Below are 22,828 nucleotides of genomic sequence, written 5' to 3'. Positions count from 1 at the left end.
AGCGATAAGCCATTGCATAAGCGTGTTTCTCACCGTCGGTCACGGTCAATAACGATAGGAATTTAGTCATGACGCAACCGTTATCACTCGATATCGAAAGCCTCCACACTGCCTACCAGCAGGGCGATATCACCCCAGCAGCATTAATCGATGATTTGCTCGCTCAAGCTGAGTCTCACGGCCAAGAGCCCGCCTGGATTACGCGCTTAAGTCGCGAGCAGTTGGCGCCTTATTTGAAGCGCCTGGAAGGCGAGTCGCCAGCAACGCTGCCGCTTTTCGGCATCCCCTTTGCGATGAAAGACAATATTGACCTCGCCGGGGTGCCCACCACCGCTGGCAGCCCAGCGTATGCCTATACGCCCACAGAAAACGCTTTTGTGGTGCAGCAATTGATCGATGCGGGCGCCATCCCGATGGGGAAAACCAATCTGGATCAGTTTGCGACAGGATTGGTAGGTGAGCGGGCGTTGGAGGTATACGGCACGCCCGCTAATGCTTTCGACCCAACGCTTGTACCCGGTGGATCTAGCAGCGGCTCGGCAGTCGTCACCGCGGCCGGCATGGTCAGCTTTGCGTTGGGCACAGATACCGCCGGTTCCGGCCGTGTGCCCGCTTGTTTTCATAACTTATACGGGGTTAAACCCAGCCTGGGGCTACTTAGCACACGGGGTGTGGTTCCGGCCTGCGCCACCTTGGATACCATTAGCCTATTTGCACTGACCGCGGACGATGCGGCCAAGGTGCTGCACATTTCCACTGTCTATGATGCCGAGTGCGCCTGGTCGCGCCAGCATGATTTTGCGGTGCACGGTAAACGCTATGGCAAAGCGCCCAATGCGTTTCGCTTCGGCGTGCCGCTGGAATCCCAGTGGCAAACCGATGCGGCATACACCCAAGGCATGCACCAGGCGATTGCTGAGTTACAAGCCCTGGGCGGTGAAAAGGTCGAGCTTGACTGTTCGCCTTTACTAGCCGCAGCGCGCTTGCTTTATGAAGGCCCGTGGGTTGCCGAACGTTACCATGTGATACGCGACCTAATGGAAAGCAATCCAGAGGCGGTACATCCGGTCACTTTTCAGATCACCCAGGGTGGCGCAACACCGCTGGCGGTAGACGCCTTCGATGCACGCTATAAACTCGCCGAGTACAAGCGTCAGGCCGACGCGCTGATCAGCCAGGTAGATGTAATGCTCACGCCGACCACGGTTACCCATCCGAGCAAGGCCGAGGTGGCGGCGGATCCCATCGGTATTAACTCCAGACTAGGCACCTGGACCAACTTTATGAACCTACTCGACTACAGCGCATTAGCGGTGCCGGTTGGCTTTAGCGAGCGTGACTTGCCAGTTGGTGTCACGCTGTTTGGGCCGGCATTTGCTGACTTAACCTTACTCTCAATGGCACGAGCGCTTGAAGCACGTTTGATGCTCCCGCTAGGCGCGACGGGCATAAAGCACCCAACGTTGGCCGAACTCCCCACTCCTGCTCTAAATGGCAACATGGAGTTGGTGGTATGCGGTGCGCACCTGCAAGGCTTGCCGCTGAATCACCAATTGACAGAACGCGGTGGCGTATTGGTTAACGCCACCCACAGCGCACCACGCTACAAGCTATTTGCACTGGCAGGCGGGCCGCCCAAACGCCCTGCCATGCTGCGTGACGAAAACGGCCAATCCATTGAGGTGGAAGTGTGGCGTTTGCCTATCGAGACTTTGGGCAGCTTTTTAGCGGGCATACCCGCCCCACTCGGTTTAGGCCAGGTGGAGCTCGCCGACGGCAGTTGGAAGTGCGGCTTTATCTGTACCGCAGGGGCTTTAAACGAAGGCGGTGAAGCAGAGGATATTACCGAGTTTGGTGGCTGGCAGGGCTGGTTGGCGAGTCAATCCTAACGCTGATATACAAGGCCCATGCGCATGTAAAACATTGCGGATGGGCCTTTTAAGCGAAACAGATTGTTAGCATTTAAGCTATCCAATCTTGACCCATTCGATCAAAGTCATTAGGTATCTTAAACTGGCCTGCCAGAAACCCCAGACGCTTTTGCTGGCCAGAAGCTGGGCTATCAATGTCCGTCAAGCGCGCCATCGGCTTGCCTGCTTTGGCAATAAGAAACCCCTCACCTTCGGCAGCCCTCGCAACCAGCTGAGACAAACGTGTTTTGGCTTCGTGGATATTGATAGCTTCCATATCAAGCCCTCCAAAATATAGCTTAGTTTAGTCGAGGTGGGCGCTTTTACAATGCCTCCCCCTTTGTAAAAACAGCGCTGCTTGCTGCTACGTTTGATTAAGTAATGACACTCAGATCGTAAAGGTATCGTTTTCTGCTAAAGTTATAGTGCTAACGATGTCTGACGTTGAATAGCCTCAACGTCAGGCACCTCACTCAGCAGGAGGCCATAGCGTTATGTCACCATCCCTTTCGTCCAAATCGGGCACTCTCGTCCTCTTAATAGCCTCGCTTGCTGGGCTTGCCGTCGCTTTATACGCCTATTTCACACCACTGACCGGAGTCACTGGAACACTCGGGGCACTGGTCGCCATTGTGGCCTGTTTCGCCCTAGCGGTGATGGCATTACTACTCTTTAAAGTAAAAGGGCGTGGTGTTTCCATCGCACTGCGGGTACTCATTCTGATGGGGCTTGCCGGTACATTTTTCGCCGGGATACTGCTGCATCAGTGGTGGATCAGCGCTGCCATGGTAGTCGGCCTGATCGGCTTGATTATTGACATGATTCGCCCATCGCGCCATGCCCATCTCACCCACACCTGAGGAGCCGCCGCCCATGCCGACTTTATTGTCCACCCCGTTTAAATCGATAATGCCAGGCTTAGGCGCAGTTACCGCCCTGGCGATGTGTCTTACGCCCTTGACGTTACTAGCTCAGGATCAACCAACTGAGCAGGAGAGTCCCGAGCAAGAAGAAGCGCCTAGTCGCGCTCCCATTCCGCTGGTCCCTGGAGAGCCAACCTGGGACAGCTTCCACGGCCAGCTCAACGCCCAGAAATATAGCCCGCTCGACCAAATCAACGCTAACAACGTTGGCGAGTTGGAAAAGGTTTGGGAAGTACATACCGGCGATATCGCGGATGGTTCGGGTGATTTACCAGCGACCGTTTGGTCAGCAACCCCGGTGTTCGCTAACGATACCCTTTATATTGGCACCCCCTTCTACCGCATCCTCGCGTTAGACCCCGGTAGTGGCGAAGAGAAGTGGCGTTTCGATACACAATCCTCTCTGGAAGCGCTAACCCAACCCGCCTTGAAAAACCGCGGTGTCGCCTATTGGGAAGCCGACGATCCGGTAGCAGGCGAGCCCTGCCAGAAAATTATCTATATGGGCACCATGGATGCACAACTCTTCGCGGTCGACGCCGATAGTGGCGAACGGTGCGCCGACTTTGCCGATAACGGTGTGCTCGACGTCAATCAGTGGAACGACACCAACGACCGCTGGCCGCTTTCGCTACTGCAACCGCCTACCGTGGTGGGTGACCACTTGATTCTCGGCTGGGCGGGGATGGACTGGGCCTACGAGCAAGCCCCGCCCGGTACGGTTTTCTCGATTAATGTTCGCACCGGGGAGCGTGAATGGACATTCCAGGCGCTTTCAGATGAGATGCGCGAACAGAGCGGTACCGCCAACGTCTGGACACATATGTCCGCCGACGAAGAGCGCGGCCTGGTCTATCTGCCAGTCTCTTCTCCTTCGCCGAACTTCTGGGGTGGCAACCGCACCGAAGAGGTGCCACTGGCAACCTCAACGACTGCCCTAGATATCGAGACCGGCGACGTCGTCTGGTCAAGGCAGTGGGTTCATCATGATATCTGGGACTACGATACCGTTGCCGCACCCACCCTAATGGACATCACCGTGGACGGCGATGAGATACCTGCGCTGCTCCAAGCAACCAAGATGGGCTTTCTATTCGTCGTCAATCGCGAAACCGGTGAAGACGTCTGGCCGATCGAGGAACGCCCGGTGCCCGGTGGCGACGGCAGCGTCGATGGCGAAGTTTACGCACCGACCCAACCCTTCCCCACCAAGCCGGCACCGCTACTTGATCAGTCTGAAAAACCCAATGTCTGGGCACTGGCCGATGCCGTAGGTTTCGGTGAATGCTCGGCGCTGTGGGAGGAATTGAGCTACGAAGGCATGTACACCCCACCCACCACCCAAGGTGAAGGCATGCTTGGCTACCCGATTACCGCCGGAGGCGCACAGTGGGGCGGTGTGGCGTTTGAGCCCGAAAGCCAAACAGCCATAGTGAACACCTCCCATATCGTTCAATACTTGAAGCTCTATAATCGCGAAGCGTATGAAGAGGCAGATAGCGGTTCGGGCAACGAAAGCGGCTTTGCGCCCCAGGAAGGCGCCCCATATGGGATACGCCTTGAGATCGCACGGAACTGGCTCGGCATGCCCTGCTGGGAGCCACCCTTTGGCGAGCTTGTCGCCCTGGATATGACCACTGGGGATGTTAAATGGCGTCGTCCAATGGGAGCATCGCAACAGTATGGCTTCTTTATGCCCGAAAGTTGGGGGTCACCGACCATCGGTGGCCCAGCGGTAACCGCTGGTGACGTTATCTTTATCGGCGCCTCCATGGACGCCAAGGTGCGTGCGTACTCACTTGAAACCGGTGAGGAGCTCTGGTCCGATCAGACCGAAGCCCCCTCGGTCTCGAACCCGGCAGTTTACGAGTACGACGGTCGCCAATATGTCGCCTTTGTTTCCGGTGGCAATACCATCCTGAAAGATCAGGTAGGTGACCAAGTCGCGGTCTATGCGTTACTTGAATAACCGACCTAGTTAACGGGGGGAGCGAGCTGCCCCGTTAACTTGGTACTGCGATGCGCACTAAGCATTAGTACTAATGGCAGCAGGCAGCTATGACTGATGACGGGCACTTACATACTTCTTGAACTACGCTAAAAGTAGGCAGGAAAGTTCTGCCTTCCATTATCAATAACCGGACATGACGTTCGTTATCAAACAAAACCGATATCAATGGAGGATGCTATGCCCCAAATCGTTTCCGCCACTTACGATAGCACCATGAAAGCCGTCAATGTCTATGACGAACTTATATCCATGGATTTTCCGCGGGATAATATACTTTTCGATAGAGGCTCTAACGTGATCAAGGTCATCGTTTCCGACCCCGGTCAGCGTGAAGCAAAAGAGATGCTCAATCGCCACGAACCTGAAGATATCCAGGTCATGCCCTACGAAGAATAGCTCTTTTGCCGCCGGGTCAGGCTATGGCTTTTCCCGGCAGTCTGCTTTTCAAGCGATCCCATTTCCCTGCTTCTGAACGCGTTTAGCTAACGTTTTATTAGCGGCTTTAAAACACAGCCTCATCAGTGGCACCAACAGCCACAGCAGCGGCGTAAGTAACCAGCGGTAAACAAAGCGCGCGATGAATAGGGTCGGCAACAACACAGTCAGCCAGATAAGAAACTGGCCGAACCAAATCGGCCAGCCAAGCCAGGTAGAGAGATTGGCGCCAAGTGCGCTCACTAAGCTGGGATGGCGCACCACCACATAGGCGGTGCCTGCTACCGCAGCTACTTTGGCCATGCGTGGCAAGGCAGCAAAACGCCCGCCCGTGGCGAGTACCCCTTGGCGCAGGCTCGTCCGAGCGCCCTGAACTTCGACGCTACCAACTCGAGCAGTACGTGCAGCCCTGCCTGCCCGCAGCACTTTGACAGTGCTCGCCATTACCAGCAGGTCGATACCGGCCCAGCCTAGATCGGCAGCGCCGATGGCGTCACCCTGTCGCCACTGGCTTTCAAGATCACGAAGTCCGCTGGTGAAGAAATCTCCAACCCCCGCCACCAGACGCTCCCCCTGTAGCCACTCCACGTCGCCCTGCTCACTGACCACAAACTGGTTAAGCAGCGCGTGACCATTGGCATCCAGCAGCGCAATGCCCATCTGGCCGCGACGGTAAGGCGTGAGCGCTGAATCCCCACCACCCTCCTCATCACTCCACCAGCGGTTGAGTTGCTGGTAGCGCTCACCAACCCAGTGCTGTGCCCGCAGCGTGGCAACATCGTGGCTGCGAAAGTAGCTGATGGGGAGTACCGCGTCAGCCCCATAGCGCACCAGTACGCGCTGAAAATCGGGCAGTAAGCCGTACGCCACCAGTACATCGCGGGCCATATCACCGTGGCGTAAAATCGCCAGCGAGGCGCTCATCCACAGCGCCTGATCTGAAGCGTAGCGAAGCAAGATCGCGTTAACCTCAGGCGACTCCTGCTTAAGCGTCGGCGCGAGCGCAGGCAGCGCTTGCTGTGCTTCAAGGCGCACCAGTTTAGCCTCAAAGGGTTCATTGGAAGCCACTGTTGACAGCAGCCCGGCGACTGCTATCGCCACTAACACTATTAACTGCCAAGGACGCATCACCACTTACCCCCTCAATAAAAATTCCCAACAGCGTTGCCACGCTATACAACAAATAATAGGTCATGGCTGGCTGTTACTCTTTCGATCAACACGGATAATGAACCTTTCACCCAACGACAATCTTGTAATAATCGGCGCAAGGGACCACTTTTAATACAGAAACTTTTTGTTGCGAGCCTGCGATGACACGATCACACCTCTTTTCACGCCCATTCAAAAATAAAGCCTCACGCGATTCCAATTCGCCACCGAAAGACTCCGATCGCTCCATGGATCCTTTTTCTGTACGTAAGCCTCCCCAGGGCAAGCAATCCAATCAGTGGGCACTGTTTGTCTGGATGACGTTTGCGATCCTGTTATTGTTCTATTACCTGCAGGACGTAGAACAGCAGGTGCAGGTGGATCTGGCCTATTCCGACTTTCTCTCAGCGGTAGAAAACGGTCATATTGATGAGGTGACCCTGCGCGGCCAATCAGTGGAAGGCAGCTTCACCGAAGCCGGCCGCGAGGCCATGGACGTGGGCGACGCCGACACCTTCGAGACCACGCGCCCAGTCATTGAGAGTGACCGCTTGCTTGAGCGTCTGGAGCAAAACGGCATCCAGGTGGCTGCCCGCCCGGTGGAACCGCCCTGGTGGCAGCAGATCCTGGTGAGAGCGTTACCCTGGATACTCATTCTGGGGCTGCTGTTCTGGTTCTGGGGACGCATGCAACAGCGCATGATGGCTGGCGGTGGCGGCCTCTTTAACATGGGCAAATCTCAGGCCCGTCAGGTACAAAGCGAGGACAGCGACGTTCTTCTAGCCGATGTCGCAGGCTCCGAAAACGCCAAACGCGAGGTCACCGAGGTAATCGATTTTCTCAAGCATCCCGAACGCTATCGCTCGCTGGGGGCGCGGATTCCTCGCGGCGTACTGATGATGGGGCCACCCGGCACCGGCAAAACGCTGCTCGGCAAAGCCGTGGCTGGCGAAGCAGAGGTGCCCTTCTTCTCCATCAGCGGCTCTGAATTTATTGAGATGTTCGTCGGCGTGGGCGCCTCTCGGGTCCGCGACTTGTTCAAGGAGGCTAAAAAACAAGCGCCCTCGGTGGTATTTATCGATGAACTTGACTCCATCGGCCGCTCTCGCGGCGCAGGCATGGGCGGCGGCCACGATGAACGCGAGCAGACGCTTAACCAGATTCTGGCCGAACTCGACGGTTTCGAGAAAGACGATTCGGTGGTCGTATTGGCAGCCACCAACCGGCCTGACGTCCTGGATAAGGCGCTGTTGCGTCCGGGGCGCTTTGATCGCAAAGTGACGTTGGAAAACCCCAACCGTCATGCCCGCCAACATATCCTTGAGGTACATACCCGCAAGATGCCGCTCGCTGACGACGTGAACCTTGAGCGCCTTGCCAGTATGACCGTAGGCTTTTCCGGCGCTGACTTGGCCAATCTAGCCAACGAAGCCGCCTTGCAAGCCGGGCGGCGTCAACAGGATACGATTGACTGGCGCTGCTTCTCAGACGCTCGTGACCGCGAGCTTTTAGGCCAGGCCAAAGATGTGGGTCTGTCAGACGAGGAACACCATATCGTGGCCTACCACGAAGCGGGGCACGCCCTACTGGCCTATTTACTGCCAAAAGCCGATCCGCTGGAAAAGGTCACCGTGCTACCACGCAGCCAAGCGCTCGGGGTTACTGCCCAGATGCCCGATGAAGAACGCCACAACCTAGGAGAAGCCTATCTGCGTGACCGCATCACCGTCATGTTCGGCGGCCGCTTGGCCGAGTCCATCGTGTTTGACGAAGTCTCGAGTGGTGCCGAAAACGATATCGAGCAAGCCACTCAAACGGCCCGGCGCATGGTGGGGCGCTGGGGCATGAACCACCGCATCGGCCCAGTCGCCTTCGCGCAAAGCCAGGAGCACGTCTTCTTGGGCAAGGAGTTAGGTCAGCCGCGCGAGTTTGGTGATGCTACGGCAAGCCTGGTTGACGAGGAAGTGCGCGAATTGTTAAACCACCTTGAAGACCGCGGCCGCAAGCTGCTCAAAGAAAACCGCCAAGCGCTGGATGCGCTGGCCTCAGCGCTTGAGGAGCGCGAAACGTTGGAAACCAGCGAGATTCACGAAGTGCTCCAGAGCCTGGTATCAGAAAACGACAATGACACCAGGCCTGAACGCTGAGTTAGCATTACGATCAGCCCAGCGTCTCTGCCGTGACATTGGCAGCGGGTACCTGGGTTGAGTGGTGACGGTTGATGGCACTAAGGACGCCTTTCATTGAGGCACTGGTGATACTCTCATCAGTGCCTACACCGAATACCGCTTTACCATCGATACGCACCTCCACATAAGCGATGGCTTCGGCATCGGCGCCCTGGCCGCGTGAATGTTCGTGGTAGTCGATGATTTCCACGCCGTGCCCGGCAGTGGCCAGCGCTTTAACAAAGGCGGCTAGCGGGCCATTGCCTTCACCGCTGAGCGTTTGCCTTGCGCCATTCTCTTCTACAAGAGCATCCAGTGTCACTTTAGGGCTGTCGGGCTCGGACGACAAACGGTGGCTCACTAACGCAAAGGGCGCGCCTTGCTCCAAGTACTCGTCAGTGAACGCCTGATAAATCATCTGCGAGGTGATTTCTTTACCCGTGCGCTCAGCCACTTCCTGCACCACTTGGCTAAACTCAATGGAAAGCCGACGCGGCAGCTCAATGCCGTGCTCTTGCTCAAGCAAGTAGGACACACCGCCTTTACCCGACTGGCTGTTAACCCGAATCACCGCTTCATAGCTGCGGCCCACATCCAGTGGGTCAATCGGCAGGTAGGGCACATCCCAAACGGCATCAGGGTTGGCGCGGCGATCCGCCATGCCTTTTTTGATTGCATCCTGGTGGGAGCCGGAGAAAGCGGTGAATACCAAATCGCCCACGTAGGGGTGCCGCGGATGCACCGGCAGTTGGTTGCAGTACTCAACTTCGCGCATGATGGGCGTGATATTGGAAAAATCGAGCTGCGGGTGAACGCCCTGTGTGTAAAGGTTCATCGCTAAGGTAACGATATCGACGTTGCCGGTGCGCTCACCGTTGCCAAACAGCGTACCTTCCACACGGTCGGCGCCGGCCATCAGCGTTAACTCGGCGGCGGCTACGCCGGTACCCCGGTCGTTGTGCGGATGAACGCTGACAATGAGATGATCGCGGTTGTTCACGTGGCGGCAGAACCACTCAATTTGATCGGCATAGTTATTAGGTGTGGCGACTTCTACAGTGGCGGGCAGGTTGACGATCATGCGCTTATCGACGCTGGTCCCAAAAGCGTCCATCACCGCTTCGACGATTTCAACGGCGAAGTCCATCTCGGTAGTCGTAAACAGTTCCGGCGAGTACTGAAACGTCCAGTGGGTGTCGGGAGCGGCGTCCATGGCCGCACGAATCTGCGCGGTGGCGTCGGTGGCAATCTTCACGCACTCGGCTTTATCCACGTTGAAAACCACGCGACGGAACATCGGATCGGTGGCGTTATAGACATGGACGATGGCGTTCTTGGCGCCCTTGAGGGCCTCGAAGGTGCGCTCAATCAAGTGCGGACGCGCCTGGGTCAGCACTTGAATAGTCACATCGTCGGGAATCTTATCCTGCTCAATCAGCGAGCGCACAAAATCGAAGTCAGTTTGAGAGGCAGAGGGGAACCCTACTTCGATCTGTTTAAAACCTACGTTGAGCAGCATGTCGAATAAGCGCTGTTTGCGCTCATGGTCCATGGGGTCAATCAGCGACTGATTGCCATCGCGAAGGTCAACGCTGCACCAGATAGGCGACGTTTCAATTCTTCGGCTGGGCCATTGGCGGTCGGGTAAATCAACAGCCACGAAGGGGCGGTACTTTTTGGCTGGGTCAGTCAACATCATGGCGGCTCTCCTAAATCAGTCAGTTGTGGGCTTATCAGTGTGCTTATCGTCCACGTTATTTTGGGTGACGTTGTGATGCCCAGAATGGGGTGGTGAATGCGGCTGAGCAAGCACGCTCTCCATGCGATCAAGCTGGGCGCGCAAATTGCGTACATCGTCGCGCAGCCCCTGCATCTGAGCGACATCACCTTCGTCATTATCCAGGTCAAGTAATGCACTCTCTTTCTGCATAACATCCAATACGATACCGATCATCATATTAAGGAATATAAAAGCAGTGAGAAAAATAAAGGTCAGGTAATAAAGCCAACTCCAGGCATAAACCTCTTGAGTGGCGTACATCACATCCGTCCAATCTTCAAAGGTCGCAATGCGGAACAACGTCAGCATTGATGTCGAAATATTCCCCCATAGAAACTCATCGATATCGGCAAACAAAAAGCTGCCAACGGCCGCGTAAATATAGAAGATGATAAACATCAGCAGCACCACATAGCCCATTCGCGGTATCGACTTCACTAGGGCACTGATCAGCATCTGTAGCTCGGGGATCATCGACACAAGGCGTAACACGCGGAAAATCCGCAGCAACCGTGCCAACAGAACCATTTCTGAGTCATCCATAGGGATCAGACTGGCGGTCACAATCAAAAAGTCGAAAATGTTCCAGCCGCGCTTGAAAAAATCACGCAAGGTGCGCTCAGCGGCCATCCGGATTAAAACCTCCACCAGAAAAAACACGGTGATAGCAATATCCAGATAACGCAGCCATTGCTCGACCCGGGTGGTTTCTTCGTAAGTCTTAGCGCCGATCACCAAGGCCGAGATGACGATAATGGCAATAACCACAGCTTCGAAAAGCTTGTTGGACCGCAGCTTTTCAAAGCGGGCCTGCCAGGTAGTAAAGGGCTCGCTCATGTAACGAAAAATCTCTTAACGGTTGGTTCGGCTAGGGCTAGTCACTTTATACTAAAATTACACACCTGCTACACAAGTGATATCCTGTTGTTCCACCTATTGTATCCTGTGCTGCTAGAACGCCTTCTTAGGCGCCCTATTGGCACCCTTTTGACTTTAAATTTAGCTGCTGGATGGAACCCATGACACTGCTGTGGATAGCCTTGTTGCCTCTGCTGGGCGTACTGGTGCCAGCACTTACCGCAGGGCGCAGGCGTAGTTATTGCTCACTGGCTACGGCCGTGCTGCCCGCTGTCGTCTTAGTGATGACGCTACTTAACGTGCCTGCTTTGCTAGACGGTGAGCAGCTACGTTTTTCGGCCACCTGGATGCCTGAACTGGCGCTCGATTTAGCCTTTCGCCTGGATGGGCTATCGTTGCTGTTCAACCTGCTGATTCTCGGCATTGGCCTGCTGATCATTTTGTATGCCCATTACTATTTAGCCAAAGATGAGCCCTTTGGGCGATTCTACGCTTTTTTGATGCTTTTTATGGCATCAATGGTGGGCATTTCGATGTCCGACAACCTGATTCTGCTCTGGCTATTCTGGGAGTTAACCAGCCTATCCTCTTTCTTACTGATTGGCTTTTGGTCGCACCAGTCAGATGCCCGTAAAGGCGCACGGATGGCGCTCACCGTTACCGGTGCGGGCGGGCTTGCCCTGTTAGCAGGCCTGCTGCTGCTGGGCGATATGGCGGGTAGCTTCAATATGAGCGACGTACTCGCCAGCGGTGACGTCATTCTTGCCGACTCGCGTTACCCACTCATGCTCGGCTTGGTACTGCTGGGTGCGTTTACCAAATCAGCGCAGTTCCCGTTCCACTTTTGGTTGCCCCACGCCATGGCGGCCCCCACGCCGGTATCGGCCTACCTGCATTCTGCCACTATGGTTAAAGCGGGCATTTTCCTGATGGCGCGGCTGCACCCCGCCATTGCGGGTAGTGAGCTGTGGAGCGTGGTGGTCTCTCTGGTCGGCATCGTGACGATGCTGTATGGCGCTTGGTTTGCGCTGATAAAAACCGACCTTAAAGGCATTTTGGCGTTTTCAACCGTCAGTCATTTGGGGTTGATTACCGTGTTGTTGGGCATCGGCAGTCCCATGGCGATTTTGGCCGCGCTGTTTCATATCCTCAACCACGCCACCTTTAAAGCCGCGCTGTTTATGAGCGCCGGTATTATCGATCACGAAACCGGCACACGGGAGCTGAAACAGCTCGGCGGATTGAAAAAAGCCATGCCGGTGACGGCGCTATTAACCACATTGGCGGCGGCCGCCATGGCCGGGGTACCGCTCTTTAATGGTTTCTTATCCAAAGAGATGTTCTTTACCGAGTCGTTAGCGACCCCTGTTTTAGGTGGTCTAAGTTGGCTACTGCCTGCGTTAGCGGCCCTCGGCGGGATTCTCTCAGTGGCTTACTCGCTGCGCTTGGTACACGCTGTGTTTTTCAAACCTGCCCGTGAAGCTCCCCCCAAGACACCCCACGAGCCGCCACATTTGATGCGCCTACCGGTGGAAATATTGGTAGCCCTGTGCGTGATAGTGGGGCTGTTCCCAGCCTTTATGGCAACGGGCTTACTCGACCTTGCCAGCCAGGCAGTGATCGGTAGCCCACTCGATTTCCACCTGGCTATTTGGCACGGCGTGAATCTGCCGCTCATCATGAGTTTGCTCGCCTTTGTGGTAGGCATTGCGCTGTATTGGCGCCATGGCGATGTGCGTCGCTTCACCCAGCAGTTTGCGAAGGTCGATGCCCGGCGTGTTTTTGAGCGTATTCTTGTTGCTATGGGCTATCGCGCCGAGCGGTTTATCGCCGCCCTGGAAGGCAATTCACTACAGCGCTATGTGGGCTGGCTCTGGCTAGGCGCATTAGTCATGGGTGGGGTCGGCCTGGTTCAGATCACTGACTTAACGGGTGCTGCCGGCAACCAAGACATTGATGGCATTCTTATCCTTGGCGCGGGTATGTTGATGTTTGGCGGCGTGGCAACAGCCGCTACCCACCGTTACCGGTTAATTTCGCTGTTGATGCTGTCGGTGGTGGGACTATTTGTAGCGCTGACGTTTGCACGCTTTTCGGCGCCCGATCTAGCGCTGACGCAGCTGTCGGTGGAAGTCGTCACTATGATTCTGCTGATGTTGGCGCTGTTTTTCTTGCCTCAGAAGACCCCGCGCGAATCCAGCCCGCTGCGCAACGTTCGCGACCTGCTCTTAGCCGGCACCCTAGGCTTAGTGGTCGCTAGCCTCAACTACGCGGTCATGACCCGCGAGACGCTGTCGATTTCCAGCTTCTTCATTGAAAACAGCAAGCCTGGCGGTGGCGGCTACAACGTGGTGAACGTTATTTTGGTCGACTTCCGTGGTTTCGATACGCTGGGTGAAATCACCGTGCTAGCTCTGGCGGGCCTTGCCATCTTCAAGCTATTGAACCGCCTGAGATTGTTTATCCCCCACAGCGACGGGGAAGGACGCGTATGGTCGCCTGACCGCTATCCGGCAGTTTTGACCTCAATCGCCATGACGCTATTGCCGCTGGCACTATTAGTCTCTGCGTTTATTTTCTTGCGTGGCCATAACCAGCCTGGCGGCGGTTTTATCGCCGGATTGATTACCGCCGTGGCGCTGATCTTGATATACATGGCGCGGGGCGTCGCCTGGGCGCAAGAGCGGCTGGACTTCCCCTTCCAACCGGTGGCCATCATCGGGGTAGCTATTGCCACACTAACGGGGCTGGGTAGTTGGCTGTTTGGTCATCCCTTCTTAACCTCCGCATTTGGCTACTTCACACTACCGCTGATCGGCACCTTTGAACTGGCGACCGCCCTGCTGTTTGACTTGGGTGTGTACTTAGCGGTGGTCGGCGCGACGCTGATGATTCTTGCTAATCTAGGCAAAGTCACCACCGCCCACCGACCGGTCACTGAAGCGACAGAAAAAGATGCCGATGCGACCGCCGCCTCTTCTACCCCACAGGAGCCTCGCTAATGGAACTGCTTTATGCGATGACCACCGGTGTACTGACCGCCTGTGGCCTTTACTTAACGCTGCGAGGCCGTACTTTTCCAGTCGTTGTTGGCCTCACGCTGCTCTCTTACGCTGTGAATTTGTTTCTGTTCTCGATGGGCGGACTAACCACTGACGGCCCCGCGATTGTGTCGGAGGAAGCGAACTATGCTGACCCGCTACCCCAAGCGCTGGTACTCACCGCGATAGTGATCGGCTTTGCGATGACCGCGTTTGTCGTGATTCTGGCCATGCGAGCGCGTAGCGAAGTGGGCAACGACCATGTCGACGGGAACAAGGAAGACCGAGAATGATGCAGCACCTGATTGTTTTTCCTATTGTGATACCGCTTGTTGCGGGCATATTGCTGCTCTATCAGCGCCAGGGGTTAGTCCGCTATAAACGCGCGGTGAGTGTTACCGCGTCGGTGTTGCTGCTGCTGGCGACGATTAGCTTATTAGGGCAGGCTGCCAGCGGTGATATCAGCTACTACGCCATGGGCGATTGGCAGGCGCCTTTTGGCATTGTGCTGGTGTTAGACAGGCTTTCAGCATTAATGCTGCTGCTAACTGCCGTTCTGGCCGTGGGCGCGGTGGTATTTGCCTGCGCAGGTGACGATGAAAAAGGCAGTAACTTTCACGGCCTGTTTCAGTGGCAGCTGCTGGGCATTAACGGTGCCTTTTTAACCGGCGATTTATTTAACCTCTTTGTATTTTTTGAAGTCCTGCTGCTGGCGTCTTACGCCCTGCTGCTGCACGGTGGTGGCAAAGCGCGCATTCAGGCCAGCGTTCACTACGTGGTACTTAACCTGGCGGGCTCTTCGCTGTTTTTGATTGCAGTGGGCATCCTATATGGCGCCACAGGCACGCTTAACATGGCCGATATGGCGAACCGGGTGGCTGAACTACCGGCAGAGCGCGAGGGGTTAGTGACCGCTGGCGCTCTGATGCTGTTGGTCGTGTTTGGGTTAAAAGCAGCGATTCTGCCGCTCTACTTCTGGCTGCCCAAAGCCTACGCCTCAGCACCTGCACCAGTAGCGGCGCTGTTCGCGATTATGACCAAAGTCGGCATCTACGCCATCCTGCGCGTCTATTCGCTGATTTTCGGCGATAGCGCGGGTGGGCTAGAAGCGTTGGAACAACCCTGGGTATGGTGGTTATCGCTTGGTACCCTGGCGGCCGCTGGCGTTGGCGTGATGGCCGCGCGGGACTTACGCCTGCTGGTGGCTTATCTGGTGCTGGTATCGGTGGGCACGCTGTTGGCGGGTATCGGTTTGCGCTCGCCTCAGGCGGTTTCGGCGCTACTCTACTACTTGATCCACACCACGCTGGTTACCGGTGGCCTATTTCTACTCGCCGAAATGATCGGCCTGCAGCGTGGTAAAGCAGGTACTCGCTTAGTGAAAGGCCGCCCCATGGTGCAAGGCGCAGGACTTGCTGTGCTGTTTTTTGTCGGTGCTATCGCCGTGGCAGGTATTCCGCCGTTTTCCGGCGCTTTCGGCAAAGCGTTAATGATGAATGCCGCCGAGGGAACGCAGCGCCTATGGCTCTGGCCGCTGCTGCTGCTGACCAGCCTGGCTTCGCTGATTGCCCTTTCACGGGCGGGCTCCACGCTATTTTGGCGCAGCCACCGTGGCAATGTCAGCGGTACGCCGTTATCTCGCCGCCAGTGGTTTGGGGCGCTTTGGCTACTTAGCGCGGCGCCGCTGTTAGTGGTATTCGCAGGGCCGGTAAGCAGCTATACGCAGGCAACAGCTGAGCAATTAACCAACCCGCAGGTGCTGATTCGCACACTACTGCCCGATGCTGGAGATGCCCAATGATCCCCCCGCGTTCCTGGCTGCCCACGCCTGTTTTATCGATCTTATTGCTTGTCGTTTGGCTGTTACTGGTACGCAGCTACGCCTTTGGCCAGTTTGTGCTTGGGGGCTCGTTGGCTATTTTAATCCCTCTCCTGACTCACCGCTTTTGGGACGCACGGCCACTGATTGCCAAGCCTTTTGCCCTGCTGCGGTTTATTTTTCGGGTGCTGGGCGACATCATCACCGCCAACTTTGAAGTGGCCTACTTGATTGCCAACCCTTGGCGCAAACTTAAGCCCCACTTTATTGAATACCCACTGATGCTCGAAGAGCGCTTTACCATTACGCTACTGGCCAGCACGATCAGCCTGACCCCTGGCACCGTTTCGGCCAACTTACGATTAGACGGTAAGTCACTGCTGATTCACGCCTTAAATGTAGACGATGAAGAAGCGCTGATTAGCCAGATTCGCGAGCGCTACGAACGTCCGCTCAAGGAGATTTACGAATGTTGAGCATTGCGCTTTACATCACCCTCGCCCTGGTCGTAATGGCGCTCCTGATGAATCTTTATCGACTCACCGTCGGCCCTAGCCTACCCGACCGAGTGCTTGCGCTAGATACTATGTACGTTAACTCGATTGCGCTAATCGTACTGTTGGGGTTGTGGCTTAACAGTAAGACCTATTTCGAATCGGCGCTTTTGATCGCGATGCTAGGTTTTATCAGCACGGTGGCCGTGTGCAAATATATACTGCGCGGAGACATCATCGAATGATGAACATGGGCTATCGAATGATGAATAAAAGTCAGGGGGCACTATGTCAGCCATAGTTGAAGTAATCATTTCGCTGCTGCTGATCGCAGGCGGTATTTTTGTGTTTATCGGCTCGCTGGGCATGGCCCACCTGCGCGATTTTTATATGCGCCTGCACGGCCCCACCAAAGCGACCACGCTAGGCATCGGCTGCATGCTAATCGCGTCGATGCTGTATTTCTGGAGCGTAGACGGTAAACCTGACATTCAAGAACTACTGATTACGCTGTTCTTGTTTATCACCGCTCCGGTCAGCGCTCACCTGCTCGCCAAATCTGGTCTGCACCTGCGTTTAAGGCATGTTGAGAAAACCCTGGGCAAACCGGTAGAGCTAAAATCTGAAGAAGTAGGCGATAAGCCGGTTCCCCACCCAGATAAAGGCCATGGCTGAAAGCGCGGCGATCTCGCTTTATCTTTGCGAGCGAAGCGCGGAAATCTCGGGGTTGGGTTTTGTCATCGCGAAGCGAAGCGTGGCGATCTCGGGGTTGTTTGCCACCGAAGGTTGAGATTGCCGCGTCGCTGCGCTCCTCGCAAGGACATGTAGTGGGTCATAGCGAAGCGCGGCAGTCTCGCTTTGTCTTTGCGAGCGAAGCGCGGCAATCTCGGGTTGGGCTGCGTAGATTGCCGCGTCGCAGGCTCCGCAATGGCATTTCGCGCGGTTGTGCCACAGCAGGATTTACGGCGTTAAGTCCTGCTGACGGTGGCCCAACAGATAGAGCACACCATCAAGGCCTACGGTAGAAATCGCCTGGCGTGCCTGGGCTCGCACCATGGGCTTAGCGCGGAAGGCGACCCCCATGCCCGCCTTGGCGAGCATTTTCAGGTCGTTGGCACCATCGCCCACGGCAATGGTTTGTTCCAGGCTAAAACCTTTACGTAGCGCAATGGTTTCCAGCAGCTCGGCTTTACGTTCGGCATCGACAATCGGTTCACTCACTTCGCCGGTTACCTTGCCATTTTCAATTACCAGCTCGTTGGCGTGAATTTCGTCAAAGCCGAGTTTTTCCTGCAAGTAGCAGGCAAAGTAGGTAAACCCGCCGGAGAGGATCGCGGTGCGGTAGCCCAAGCGCTTGAGATTGGCCATCAGCCGCTCAACCCCCTCCATCAGCGGTAACTCGGCGGCTATCTCGGCCAGCACAGACTCATCCAAACCGGCTAATTTGCTCATCCGCTCGCGAAAGCTCGCCTTAAAATCCAACTCTCCGCGCATAGCACGTTCAGTGACTTCAGCGACTTCGTCGCCCACGCCATGGCGGTGCGCCAGTTCGTCTATCACTTCAGCCTTGATCAGCGTGGAGTCCATATCAAAACAGACCAAACGGGGTTGAACGTGATTGCGAGTATCGGCTTGGATAACCACATCCACGCTTAGTGTTTCGCTGAGTACCAGCGCGGCGTTGCGAACGGCATCGACATCCACCTCACCCAACAGACGATGCTCAATGCAGTCGATACGTTCACCATGCTGTCTGTCGGCAAGGCGCTGAGTGCTCTTCTCCTCAAGACCAAACTGCACCACCAAGGCGTTTACCTGTGCCTGAATCTCCGCGGTCAGTCGCGGCGCTAAAACGGTTAAGATCAAATCACCGCTTTCCATCATTTATTCCCCAGCCTCTAACCGGTCAACTTTTTGGAAGCCGCGGGGCAGCTTGCTGCCGCGACGACCGCGCTCGCCGCGATAATACGCCAGATCATTGGCTTTAAGCGTTAGCTTACGCTTACCGGCATGAATAACGAGGGCATCGCTTGCCTCCAGCACCACAATGCCGGTAACAAACTCTTCCCGACGGGCAGCGCGCGGGCCTGGGATATCGAGCATTTTATTACCTTTGCCTTTGGCCATTTCCGGCAACTGATCCAAGGGGAACAGCAGTAATCGGCCTTCGTTTGAAACCGAGGCAACCCACAGCTCGTCGCCTTCGGGCACCTCAACCGGCGCCATGACATTGCAGCCTTTGGGCAGGCTAAGTACTGATTTACCAGCTTTGTTTTTACCGGTGAGCGTATCAAGCCGCGCCACAAAGCCATAACCGCCGTCGGTGGCAAGCACGAAGCGCCGTTCCAGCGGTGCGAACATCAGGCCCGCCATTTTTGCCCCGGCGGCCACGTTGGCACGCCCGGTGACCGGTTCACCTTGCCCCCGAGCACTGGGTAGGTTGTGCGCCGATAGCGTATAGGCGCGTCCGGTATCATCCAGCAGTACCAGCGGCTGATTGGTTTTACCTTTCGCCGCTAGTTGGAAGCTATCCCCGGCTTTATAGGAGAGCCCTTCAGGGTCAATATCGTGCCCCTTGGCGGCGCGGATCCAGCCTTTATCCGATAGCACCACGGTAATCGGGTCAGCGCCCAGCAACTCCACTTCTGAAAGCGCCTTGGACTCTTCACGCTCGACCAGCGGTGAGCGGCGCTCATCGCCGTGCTCTTTACCCGCCGCACGTATCTCTTTTTCGATCAGCGTGGTAAGTTTGGCTTCGCTGCCTAAAAGCCCCTCTAAATATTTGCGCTCTTTTTCCAACTCGTCCTGCTCGCCGCGAATTTTCATCTCTTCGAGCTTGGCAAGATGGCGCAAGCGCAGCTCTAGAATGGCTTCAGCTTGACGCTCGGAGAGACTAAACGTCGCCATCAGCGAGGCTTTAGGCTCGTCCTCCTCGCGAATAATGCGGATCACTTCGTCCAGATCAAGATAAGCGATCAACAAGCCTTCCAAGATATGCAGCCGGTCTTCGACTTTGCCTAAGCGGTGCTCTAAACGACGGCGCACCGTGCTGCGCCGAAACTGCAGCCACTCACCCAGCATTTCGGGCAGCGGCATCACCCGTGGACGGTCGTCCAGGCCGATCACGTTCATGTTCACCCGCACGTTCTTTTCCAGGTCGGTGGTGGCGAACAGGTGCGCCATCAGCGACTCAACGTCAATGCGGTTCGAGCGCGGCTCAATCACCAGGCGCGTTGGTTCTTCGTGGGTCGACTCATCGCGCAAGTCAGCCACCATGGGCAGCTTTTTGGCCTGCATTTGCGCCGCAATCTGCTCCAATACTTTGGCGCCGCTGACCTGATACGGCACGGCGGTGATCACAATATTGGCTTCTTCGCGGATGTAGCGAGCACGCAGCTTGACCGAGCCACGGCCGGATTCGTAGAGCTTCCGCAGATCCGCAGGCGGGGTAATAATTTCCGCATCGGTAGGGAAATCCGGCGCAGGCACAAATTCTATCAGATCGGTGGTGGTGGCCTTGGGGTTGCGCAGCAGATGGCAGGTAGCTTCGACGATTTCCGAGACGTTATGGGGCGGGATATCAGTGGCCATGCCCACAGCTATCCCCGTGCCGCCGTTGAGCAGCACATGGGGTAATTTAGCTGGCAGTACCAACGGTTCCTGCATGGTGCCGTCAAAGTTGGGCGCCCAATCGACGGTGCCTTGACCCAGCTCGCCGAGCAGCACTTCAGCAAACTTGGAGAGTTTGGCCTCGGTATAGCGCATGGCGGCAAAGGATTTGGGGTCATCGGGGCTACCCCAGTTGCCTTGGCCGTCTACTAGCGGGTAGCGGTAGCTGAAAGGCTGCGCCATGAGCACCATGGCTTCGTAGCAGGCGCTATCGCCATGGGGATGGAATTTACCCAGCACGTCACCGACGGTACGCGCTGACTTTTTGTACTTGGCGTTGGCGTGCAGCGCCAGCTCGCGCATGGCGTAAATAATCCGCCGCTGCACGGGTTTCATACCATCGCCAATGTTAGGCAAGGCGCGGTCGAGAATCACGTACATCGAGTAGTCGAGATACGCTTTTTCGGTGTAGTCGCGCAGGGAGAGTTGTTCTACATCTCCCTCCGCTACTTGAATATCCATGGTCATCGGGGGTTATACCTCAATGTCTGCGAGGTTGCCGTAATCTTCCAGCCATTTTTTGCGATCACTGGCGCGCTTCTTGGCCAGCAGCATATCCATCATTTCCATGGTGCCGTCGCCCTCCGTTAAGGTGAGCTGCACCAGGCGCCTGGTTTCCGTCGACATGGTGGTCTCACGCAGCTGTAGCGGACTCATTTCACCCAAGCCTTTAAAGCGCTGTACGTTAGGCGTGCCGCGTTTGTTGGCCAGTTGCTTGAGAATGGCGGCTTTTTCGCTCTCATCCAGGGCGTAGTGCACTTCTTTACCCAGATCGATACGGTAAAGCGGTGGCATGGCGACATACACATGGCCAGCGTCTACCAGGCTTGGAAAGTGACGCACAAACAGCGCACACAGCAGCGTGGCAATGTGCAGGCCGTCAGAGTCGGCATCAGCGAGAATACAAATCTTGTGATAGCGCAGTTTTTCCAGATCAGCGCTGCCGGGGTCGGCGCCAATAGCGACGGCGATATCGTGCACCTCCTGGGAGCCGTAGATATCGTGGGTTTCCACTTCCCAGGTATTGAGGATTTTACCACGCAGCGGGAGTATCGCCTGAGTTTCGCGGTTACGTGCCTGCTTGGCGCTGCCGCCCGCCGAGTCACCTTCAACCAGAAACAGCTCGCTTTGGGCAGGGTCTTGACCGGAGCAATCCGCCAGCTTGCCGGGCAACGCCGGGCCAGACGTGACCTTTTTACGGGCGACTTTTTTGGCTTTCTTTTGGCGATTCTGCGCCGCACTGATCACCAGCTCGGCAATCGCCTCGGCTTGATCCACGTGGTGGTTCAGCCATAGCGAAAAAGCGTCTTTAACGACCCCGGAAACAAAACCAGCAATCGTACGCGATGACAGCCGCTCTTTGGTTTGCCCGGCAAACTGCGGGTCGAGCATTTTTACCGAAAGCACAAAGGAGGTGCGCTCCCAGAGATCATCAGCGGTGAGCTTGATACCGCGGGGCAACAGGTTGCGGTATTCACAGAATTCGCGAAGCGCGTCTAGCAGCCCCGAGCGAAAACCATTCACATGCGTACCGCCCTGAGGGGTGGGGATCAGGTTAACGTAGCTTTCCATTAGCGCTTCGCCGCCTTCGGGCAGCCATTGGATCGCCCAGTCCACACCGTGCTCATCATCGCTAAAGTGGCCGACGAAAGGCTCCTTGGGCAGCACTTCGTAGCCGTCGGTCGCTTCAACCAAATAGTCGCGCAGGCCATCGGCGAACTCCCACTCGGTTGAGGTACCGTCAGGTTCTACCAGCGTGACTTTTAGCCCTGGGCAGAGCACCGCTTTGGCACGCAGCAGATGCTTCAGCCGAGTTAGTGCTAGCTTGGGGCTGTCGAAGTAGCTTTCGTCCGGCCAGAAACGCACCAGGGTGCCACTTGCGCGCTTGGGGGCTTTGCCGATTTCGTGCAGCTCTTCGACTTTTGCACCGAACTCGAAGGCCATGGCATGGCGGGCGCCATCGCGGGTGACTTCGACATCTAAGCGGCGCGAAAGCGCATTCACCACCGAAACGCCGACGCCGTGCAGGCCGCCCGAAAAGCGGTAGCTGGTGGATGAGAATTTGCCCCCCGAATGAAGCTTGGTAAAGATCAGCTCCACGCCCGATACGCCGTGCTCGGGGTGAAGGTCGATGGGCATACCACGGCCGTTATCCTGCACTTCGATCCCGCCGTCGCTATGCAGCACGACGTTAATCTCGGTGGCATGGCCCGCTAGCGCTTCATCAACGCTGTTATCGATGACTTCCTGAACAAGGTGGTTGGGGCGTGTGGTGTCGGTATACATACCGGGACGCTTACGTACCGGCTCGAGCCCCGACAGGACTTCGATGGAACTCGCGCCGTACTGAGAGGCATCAAACTGGGTCATGTAACGTCGGTTCCCTGAGAAATAGTGCTGGCAAGCCGTGCTGGATACTTAACTTAAATGAGTGAGTGGCGGCTGACAAAGAGGCACAGGATAGCGGAAAAGCAAAAAGCTGTATATCTAGCCATGCTTCATGCTTATGCCAGGGGCGCCGGGGATAGGTCGTAGAGGAGGTCATTTGCCATGGATGGCAAATGTAGC

18 protein-coding genes are annotated in these 22,828 nt (G+C 56.1%); 11 read left to right on the top strand and 7 right to left on the bottom strand.

Going from position 1 to position 22,828, the window contains the following annotated elements:
- The first annotated feature begins 68 nt into the window (after nucleotides 1-68).
- The gene (atzF, locus tag RZA33_RS07475) at nucleotides 69-1,889 is read left to right on the top strand and encodes an allophanate hydrolase (RefSeq protein WP_317507227.1); all 1,821 of its coding nucleotides are present in this window, start codon (nucleotides 69-71) and stop codon (nucleotides 1,887-1,889) included.
- A 73-nt stretch (nucleotides 1,890-1,962) separates the two neighbouring features.
- Here the strand turns inward: atzF and RZA33_RS07470 are convergent, their stop codons facing one another.
- A complete protein-coding gene (locus RZA33_RS07470; RefSeq protein ID WP_317507226.1) occupies nucleotides 1,963-2,187 on the bottom strand; it encodes a type II toxin-antitoxin system prevent-host-death family antitoxin in 225 nt (74 codons plus the stop codon).
- A gap of 217 nt (nucleotides 2,188-2,404) precedes the next feature.
- Between RZA33_RS07470 and RZA33_RS07465 the strand changes: the two genes are divergently transcribed.
- From RZA33_RS07465 to RZA33_RS07455, 3 genes are all read left to right on the top strand, one after another.
- Nucleotides 2,405-2,770, top strand: coding sequence for a hypothetical protein (locus RZA33_RS07465; RefSeq protein ID WP_317507225.1), 366 nt, complete (start codon nucleotides 2,405-2,407; stop codon nucleotides 2,768-2,770).
- Nucleotides 2,771-2,783: 13 nt separating this feature from the next.
- Entirely contained in the window at nucleotides 2,784-4,802 is a 2,019-nt protein-coding gene (locus RZA33_RS07460) for a pyrroloquinoline quinone-dependent dehydrogenase (RefSeq protein ID WP_317507224.1), read from the top strand.
- 219 nt (nucleotides 4,803-5,021) lie between these two features.
- Nucleotides 5,022-5,240: a hypothetical protein gene (locus tag RZA33_RS07455; protein ID WP_317507223.1), complete on the top strand. Its 219-nt coding sequence runs from the start codon at nucleotides 5,022-5,024 to the stop codon at nucleotides 5,238-5,240.
- Between the two features lie 48 nt (nucleotides 5,241-5,288).
- Here RZA33_RS07455 and RZA33_RS07450 read toward each other — a convergent pair whose 3' ends face one another.
- A complete protein-coding gene (locus RZA33_RS07450) occupies nucleotides 5,289-6,407 on the bottom strand; it encodes a hypothetical protein (protein ID WP_317507425.1) in 1,119 nt (372 codons plus the stop codon).
- Nucleotides 6,408-6,679: 272 nt separating this feature from the next.
- Between RZA33_RS07450 and ftsH the strand changes: the two genes are divergently transcribed.
- The gene (gene ftsH / locus RZA33_RS07445; protein ID WP_317507222.1) at nucleotides 6,680-8,578 is read left to right on the top strand and encodes an ATP-dependent zinc metalloprotease FtsH; all 1,899 of its coding nucleotides are present in this window, start codon (nucleotides 6,680-6,682) and stop codon (nucleotides 8,576-8,578) included.
- A gap of 13 nt (nucleotides 8,579-8,591) precedes the next feature.
- On the opposite strand, the gene leuA is transcribed toward ftsH, so the two are convergent.
- Together leuA and RZA33_RS07435 are read right to left on the bottom strand one after the other, a co-directional pair.
- Nucleotides 8,592-10,298, bottom strand: coding sequence for a 2-isopropylmalate synthase (leuA, locus tag RZA33_RS07440; protein WP_317507221.1), 1,707 nt, complete (start codon nucleotides 10,296-10,298; stop codon nucleotides 8,592-8,594).
- 15 nt (nucleotides 10,299-10,313) lie between these two features.
- Nucleotides 10,314-11,216, bottom strand: a complete 903-nt coding sequence (locus RZA33_RS07435) for an ion transporter (protein ID WP_317507220.1) — start codon at nucleotides 11,214-11,216, stop codon at nucleotides 10,314-10,316.
- A gap of 182 nt (nucleotides 11,217-11,398) precedes the next feature.
- Between RZA33_RS07435 and RZA33_RS07430 the strand changes: the two genes are divergently transcribed.
- From RZA33_RS07430 to RZA33_RS07405, 6 genes are read left to right on the top strand one after another with little or no spacing between them, the layout of a single operon-like run.
- Nucleotides 11,399-14,239: a monovalent cation/H+ antiporter subunit A gene (locus tag RZA33_RS07430; protein ID WP_317507219.1), complete on the top strand. Its 2,841-nt coding sequence runs from the start codon at nucleotides 11,399-11,401 to the stop codon at nucleotides 14,237-14,239.
- Complete coding sequence (locus RZA33_RS07425) at nucleotides 14,239-14,571, top strand: Na+/H+ antiporter subunit C (RefSeq protein ID WP_317507218.1); 333 nt, start codon at nucleotides 14,239-14,241, stop codon at nucleotides 14,569-14,571. Before RZA33_RS07430 ends, RZA33_RS07425 begins: the two co-directional genes overlap by 1 nt.
- Nucleotides 14,568-16,079, top strand: coding sequence for a monovalent cation/H+ antiporter subunit D (locus RZA33_RS07420; protein ID WP_317507217.1), 1,512 nt, complete (start codon nucleotides 14,568-14,570; stop codon nucleotides 16,077-16,079). Before RZA33_RS07425 ends, RZA33_RS07420 begins: the two co-directional genes overlap by 4 nt.
- Nucleotides 16,076-16,573, top strand: a complete 498-nt coding sequence (locus RZA33_RS07415) for a Na+/H+ antiporter subunit E (protein ID WP_317507216.1) — start codon at nucleotides 16,076-16,078, stop codon at nucleotides 16,571-16,573. Before RZA33_RS07420 ends, RZA33_RS07415 begins: the two co-directional genes overlap by 4 nt.
- Nucleotides 16,567-16,836, top strand: a complete 270-nt coding sequence (locus tag RZA33_RS07410) for a K+/H+ antiporter subunit F (protein WP_317507215.1) — start codon at nucleotides 16,567-16,569, stop codon at nucleotides 16,834-16,836. Before RZA33_RS07415 ends, RZA33_RS07410 begins: the two co-directional genes overlap by 7 nt.
- 43 nt (nucleotides 16,837-16,879) lie before the next feature.
- Entirely contained in the window at nucleotides 16,880-17,266 is a 387-nt protein-coding gene (locus RZA33_RS07405; protein ID WP_317507214.1) for a Na+/H+ antiporter subunit G, read from the top strand.
- A 285-nt stretch (nucleotides 17,267-17,551) separates the two neighbouring features.
- On the opposite strand, the gene serB is transcribed toward RZA33_RS07405, so the two are convergent.
- From serB to parE, 3 genes are read right to left on the bottom strand one after another with little or no spacing between them, the layout of a single operon-like run.
- Nucleotides 17,552-18,472 carry a phosphoserine phosphatase SerB gene (gene serB, locus RZA33_RS07400; RefSeq protein WP_317507213.1) on the bottom strand — a complete coding sequence of 307 codons (921 nt, stop codon included), beginning with the start codon at nucleotides 18,470-18,472 and terminating at the stop codon, nucleotides 17,552-17,554.
- Nucleotides 18,473-18,475: 3 nt separating this feature from the next.
- Complete coding sequence (parC, locus tag RZA33_RS07395; protein WP_317507212.1) at nucleotides 18,476-20,728, bottom strand: DNA topoisomerase IV subunit A; 2,253 nt, start codon at nucleotides 20,726-20,728, stop codon at nucleotides 18,476-18,478.
- Nucleotides 20,729-20,734: 6 nt separating this feature from the next.
- Nucleotides 20,735-22,630, bottom strand: a complete 1,896-nt coding sequence (parE, locus tag RZA33_RS07390) for a DNA topoisomerase IV subunit B (protein ID WP_317507211.1) — start codon at nucleotides 22,628-22,630, stop codon at nucleotides 20,735-20,737.
- Nucleotides 22,631-22,828 lie beyond the last annotated feature (198 nt).

This window comes from Halovibrio sp. HP20-59 (genome assembly GCF_033052795.2).
GTDB lineage: Bacteria > Pseudomonadota > Gammaproteobacteria > Pseudomonadales > Halomonadaceae > Vreelandella.
This window is presented reverse-complemented; position numbering and strand designations above follow the sequence as displayed.

Coding starts and splice junctions, on each gene's coding strand:
- atzF (WP_317507227.1), top strand. CDS start 69: ATGACGCAACCGTTATCACTCGATATCGAAAGCCTCCACACTGCCTAC.
- RZA33_RS07470 (WP_317507226.1), bottom strand. CDS start 2,187: ATGGAAGCTATCAATATCCACGAAGCCAAAACACGTTTGTCTCAGCTG.
- RZA33_RS07465 (WP_317507225.1), top strand. CDS start 2,405: ATGTCACCATCCCTTTCGTCCAAATCGGGCACTCTCGTCCTCTTAATA.
- RZA33_RS07460 (WP_317507224.1), top strand. CDS start 2,784: ATGCCGACTTTATTGTCCACCCCGTTTAAATCGATAATGCCAGGCTTA.
- RZA33_RS07455 (WP_317507223.1), top strand. CDS start 5,022: ATGCCCCAAATCGTTTCCGCCACTTACGATAGCACCATGAAAGCCGTC.
- RZA33_RS07450 (WP_317507425.1), bottom strand. CDS start 6,407: ATGCGTCCTTGGCAGTTAATAGTGTTAGTGGCGATAGCAGTCGCCGGG.
- ftsH (WP_317507222.1), top strand. CDS start 6,680: ATGGATCCTTTTTCTGTACGTAAGCCTCCCCAGGGCAAGCAATCCAAT.
- leuA (WP_317507221.1), bottom strand. CDS start 10,298: ATGATGTTGACTGACCCAGCCAAAAAGTACCGCCCCTTCGTGGCTGTT.
- RZA33_RS07435 (WP_317507220.1), bottom strand. CDS start 11,216: ATGAGCGAGCCCTTTACTACCTGGCAGGCCCGCTTTGAAAAGCTGCGG.
- RZA33_RS07430 (WP_317507219.1), top strand. CDS start 11,399: ATGACACTGCTGTGGATAGCCTTGTTGCCTCTGCTGGGCGTACTGGTG.
- RZA33_RS07425 (WP_317507218.1), top strand. CDS start 14,239: ATGGAACTGCTTTATGCGATGACCACCGGTGTACTGACCGCCTGTGGC.
- RZA33_RS07420 (WP_317507217.1), top strand. CDS start 14,568: ATGATGCAGCACCTGATTGTTTTTCCTATTGTGATACCGCTTGTTGCG.
- RZA33_RS07415 (WP_317507216.1), top strand. CDS start 16,076: ATGATCCCCCCGCGTTCCTGGCTGCCCACGCCTGTTTTATCGATCTTA.
- RZA33_RS07410 (WP_317507215.1), top strand. CDS start 16,567: ATGTTGAGCATTGCGCTTTACATCACCCTCGCCCTGGTCGTAATGGCG.
- RZA33_RS07405 (WP_317507214.1), top strand. CDS start 16,880: ATGTCAGCCATAGTTGAAGTAATCATTTCGCTGCTGCTGATCGCAGGC.
- serB (WP_317507213.1), bottom strand. CDS start 18,472: ATGGAAAGCGGTGATTTGATCTTAACCGTTTTAGCGCCGCGACTGACC.
- parC (WP_317507212.1), bottom strand. CDS start 20,728: ATGACCATGGATATTCAAGTAGCGGAGGGAGATGTAGAACAACTCTCC.
- parE (WP_317507211.1), bottom strand. CDS start 22,630: ATGACCCAGTTTGATGCCTCTCAGTACGGCGCGAGTTCCATCGAAGTC.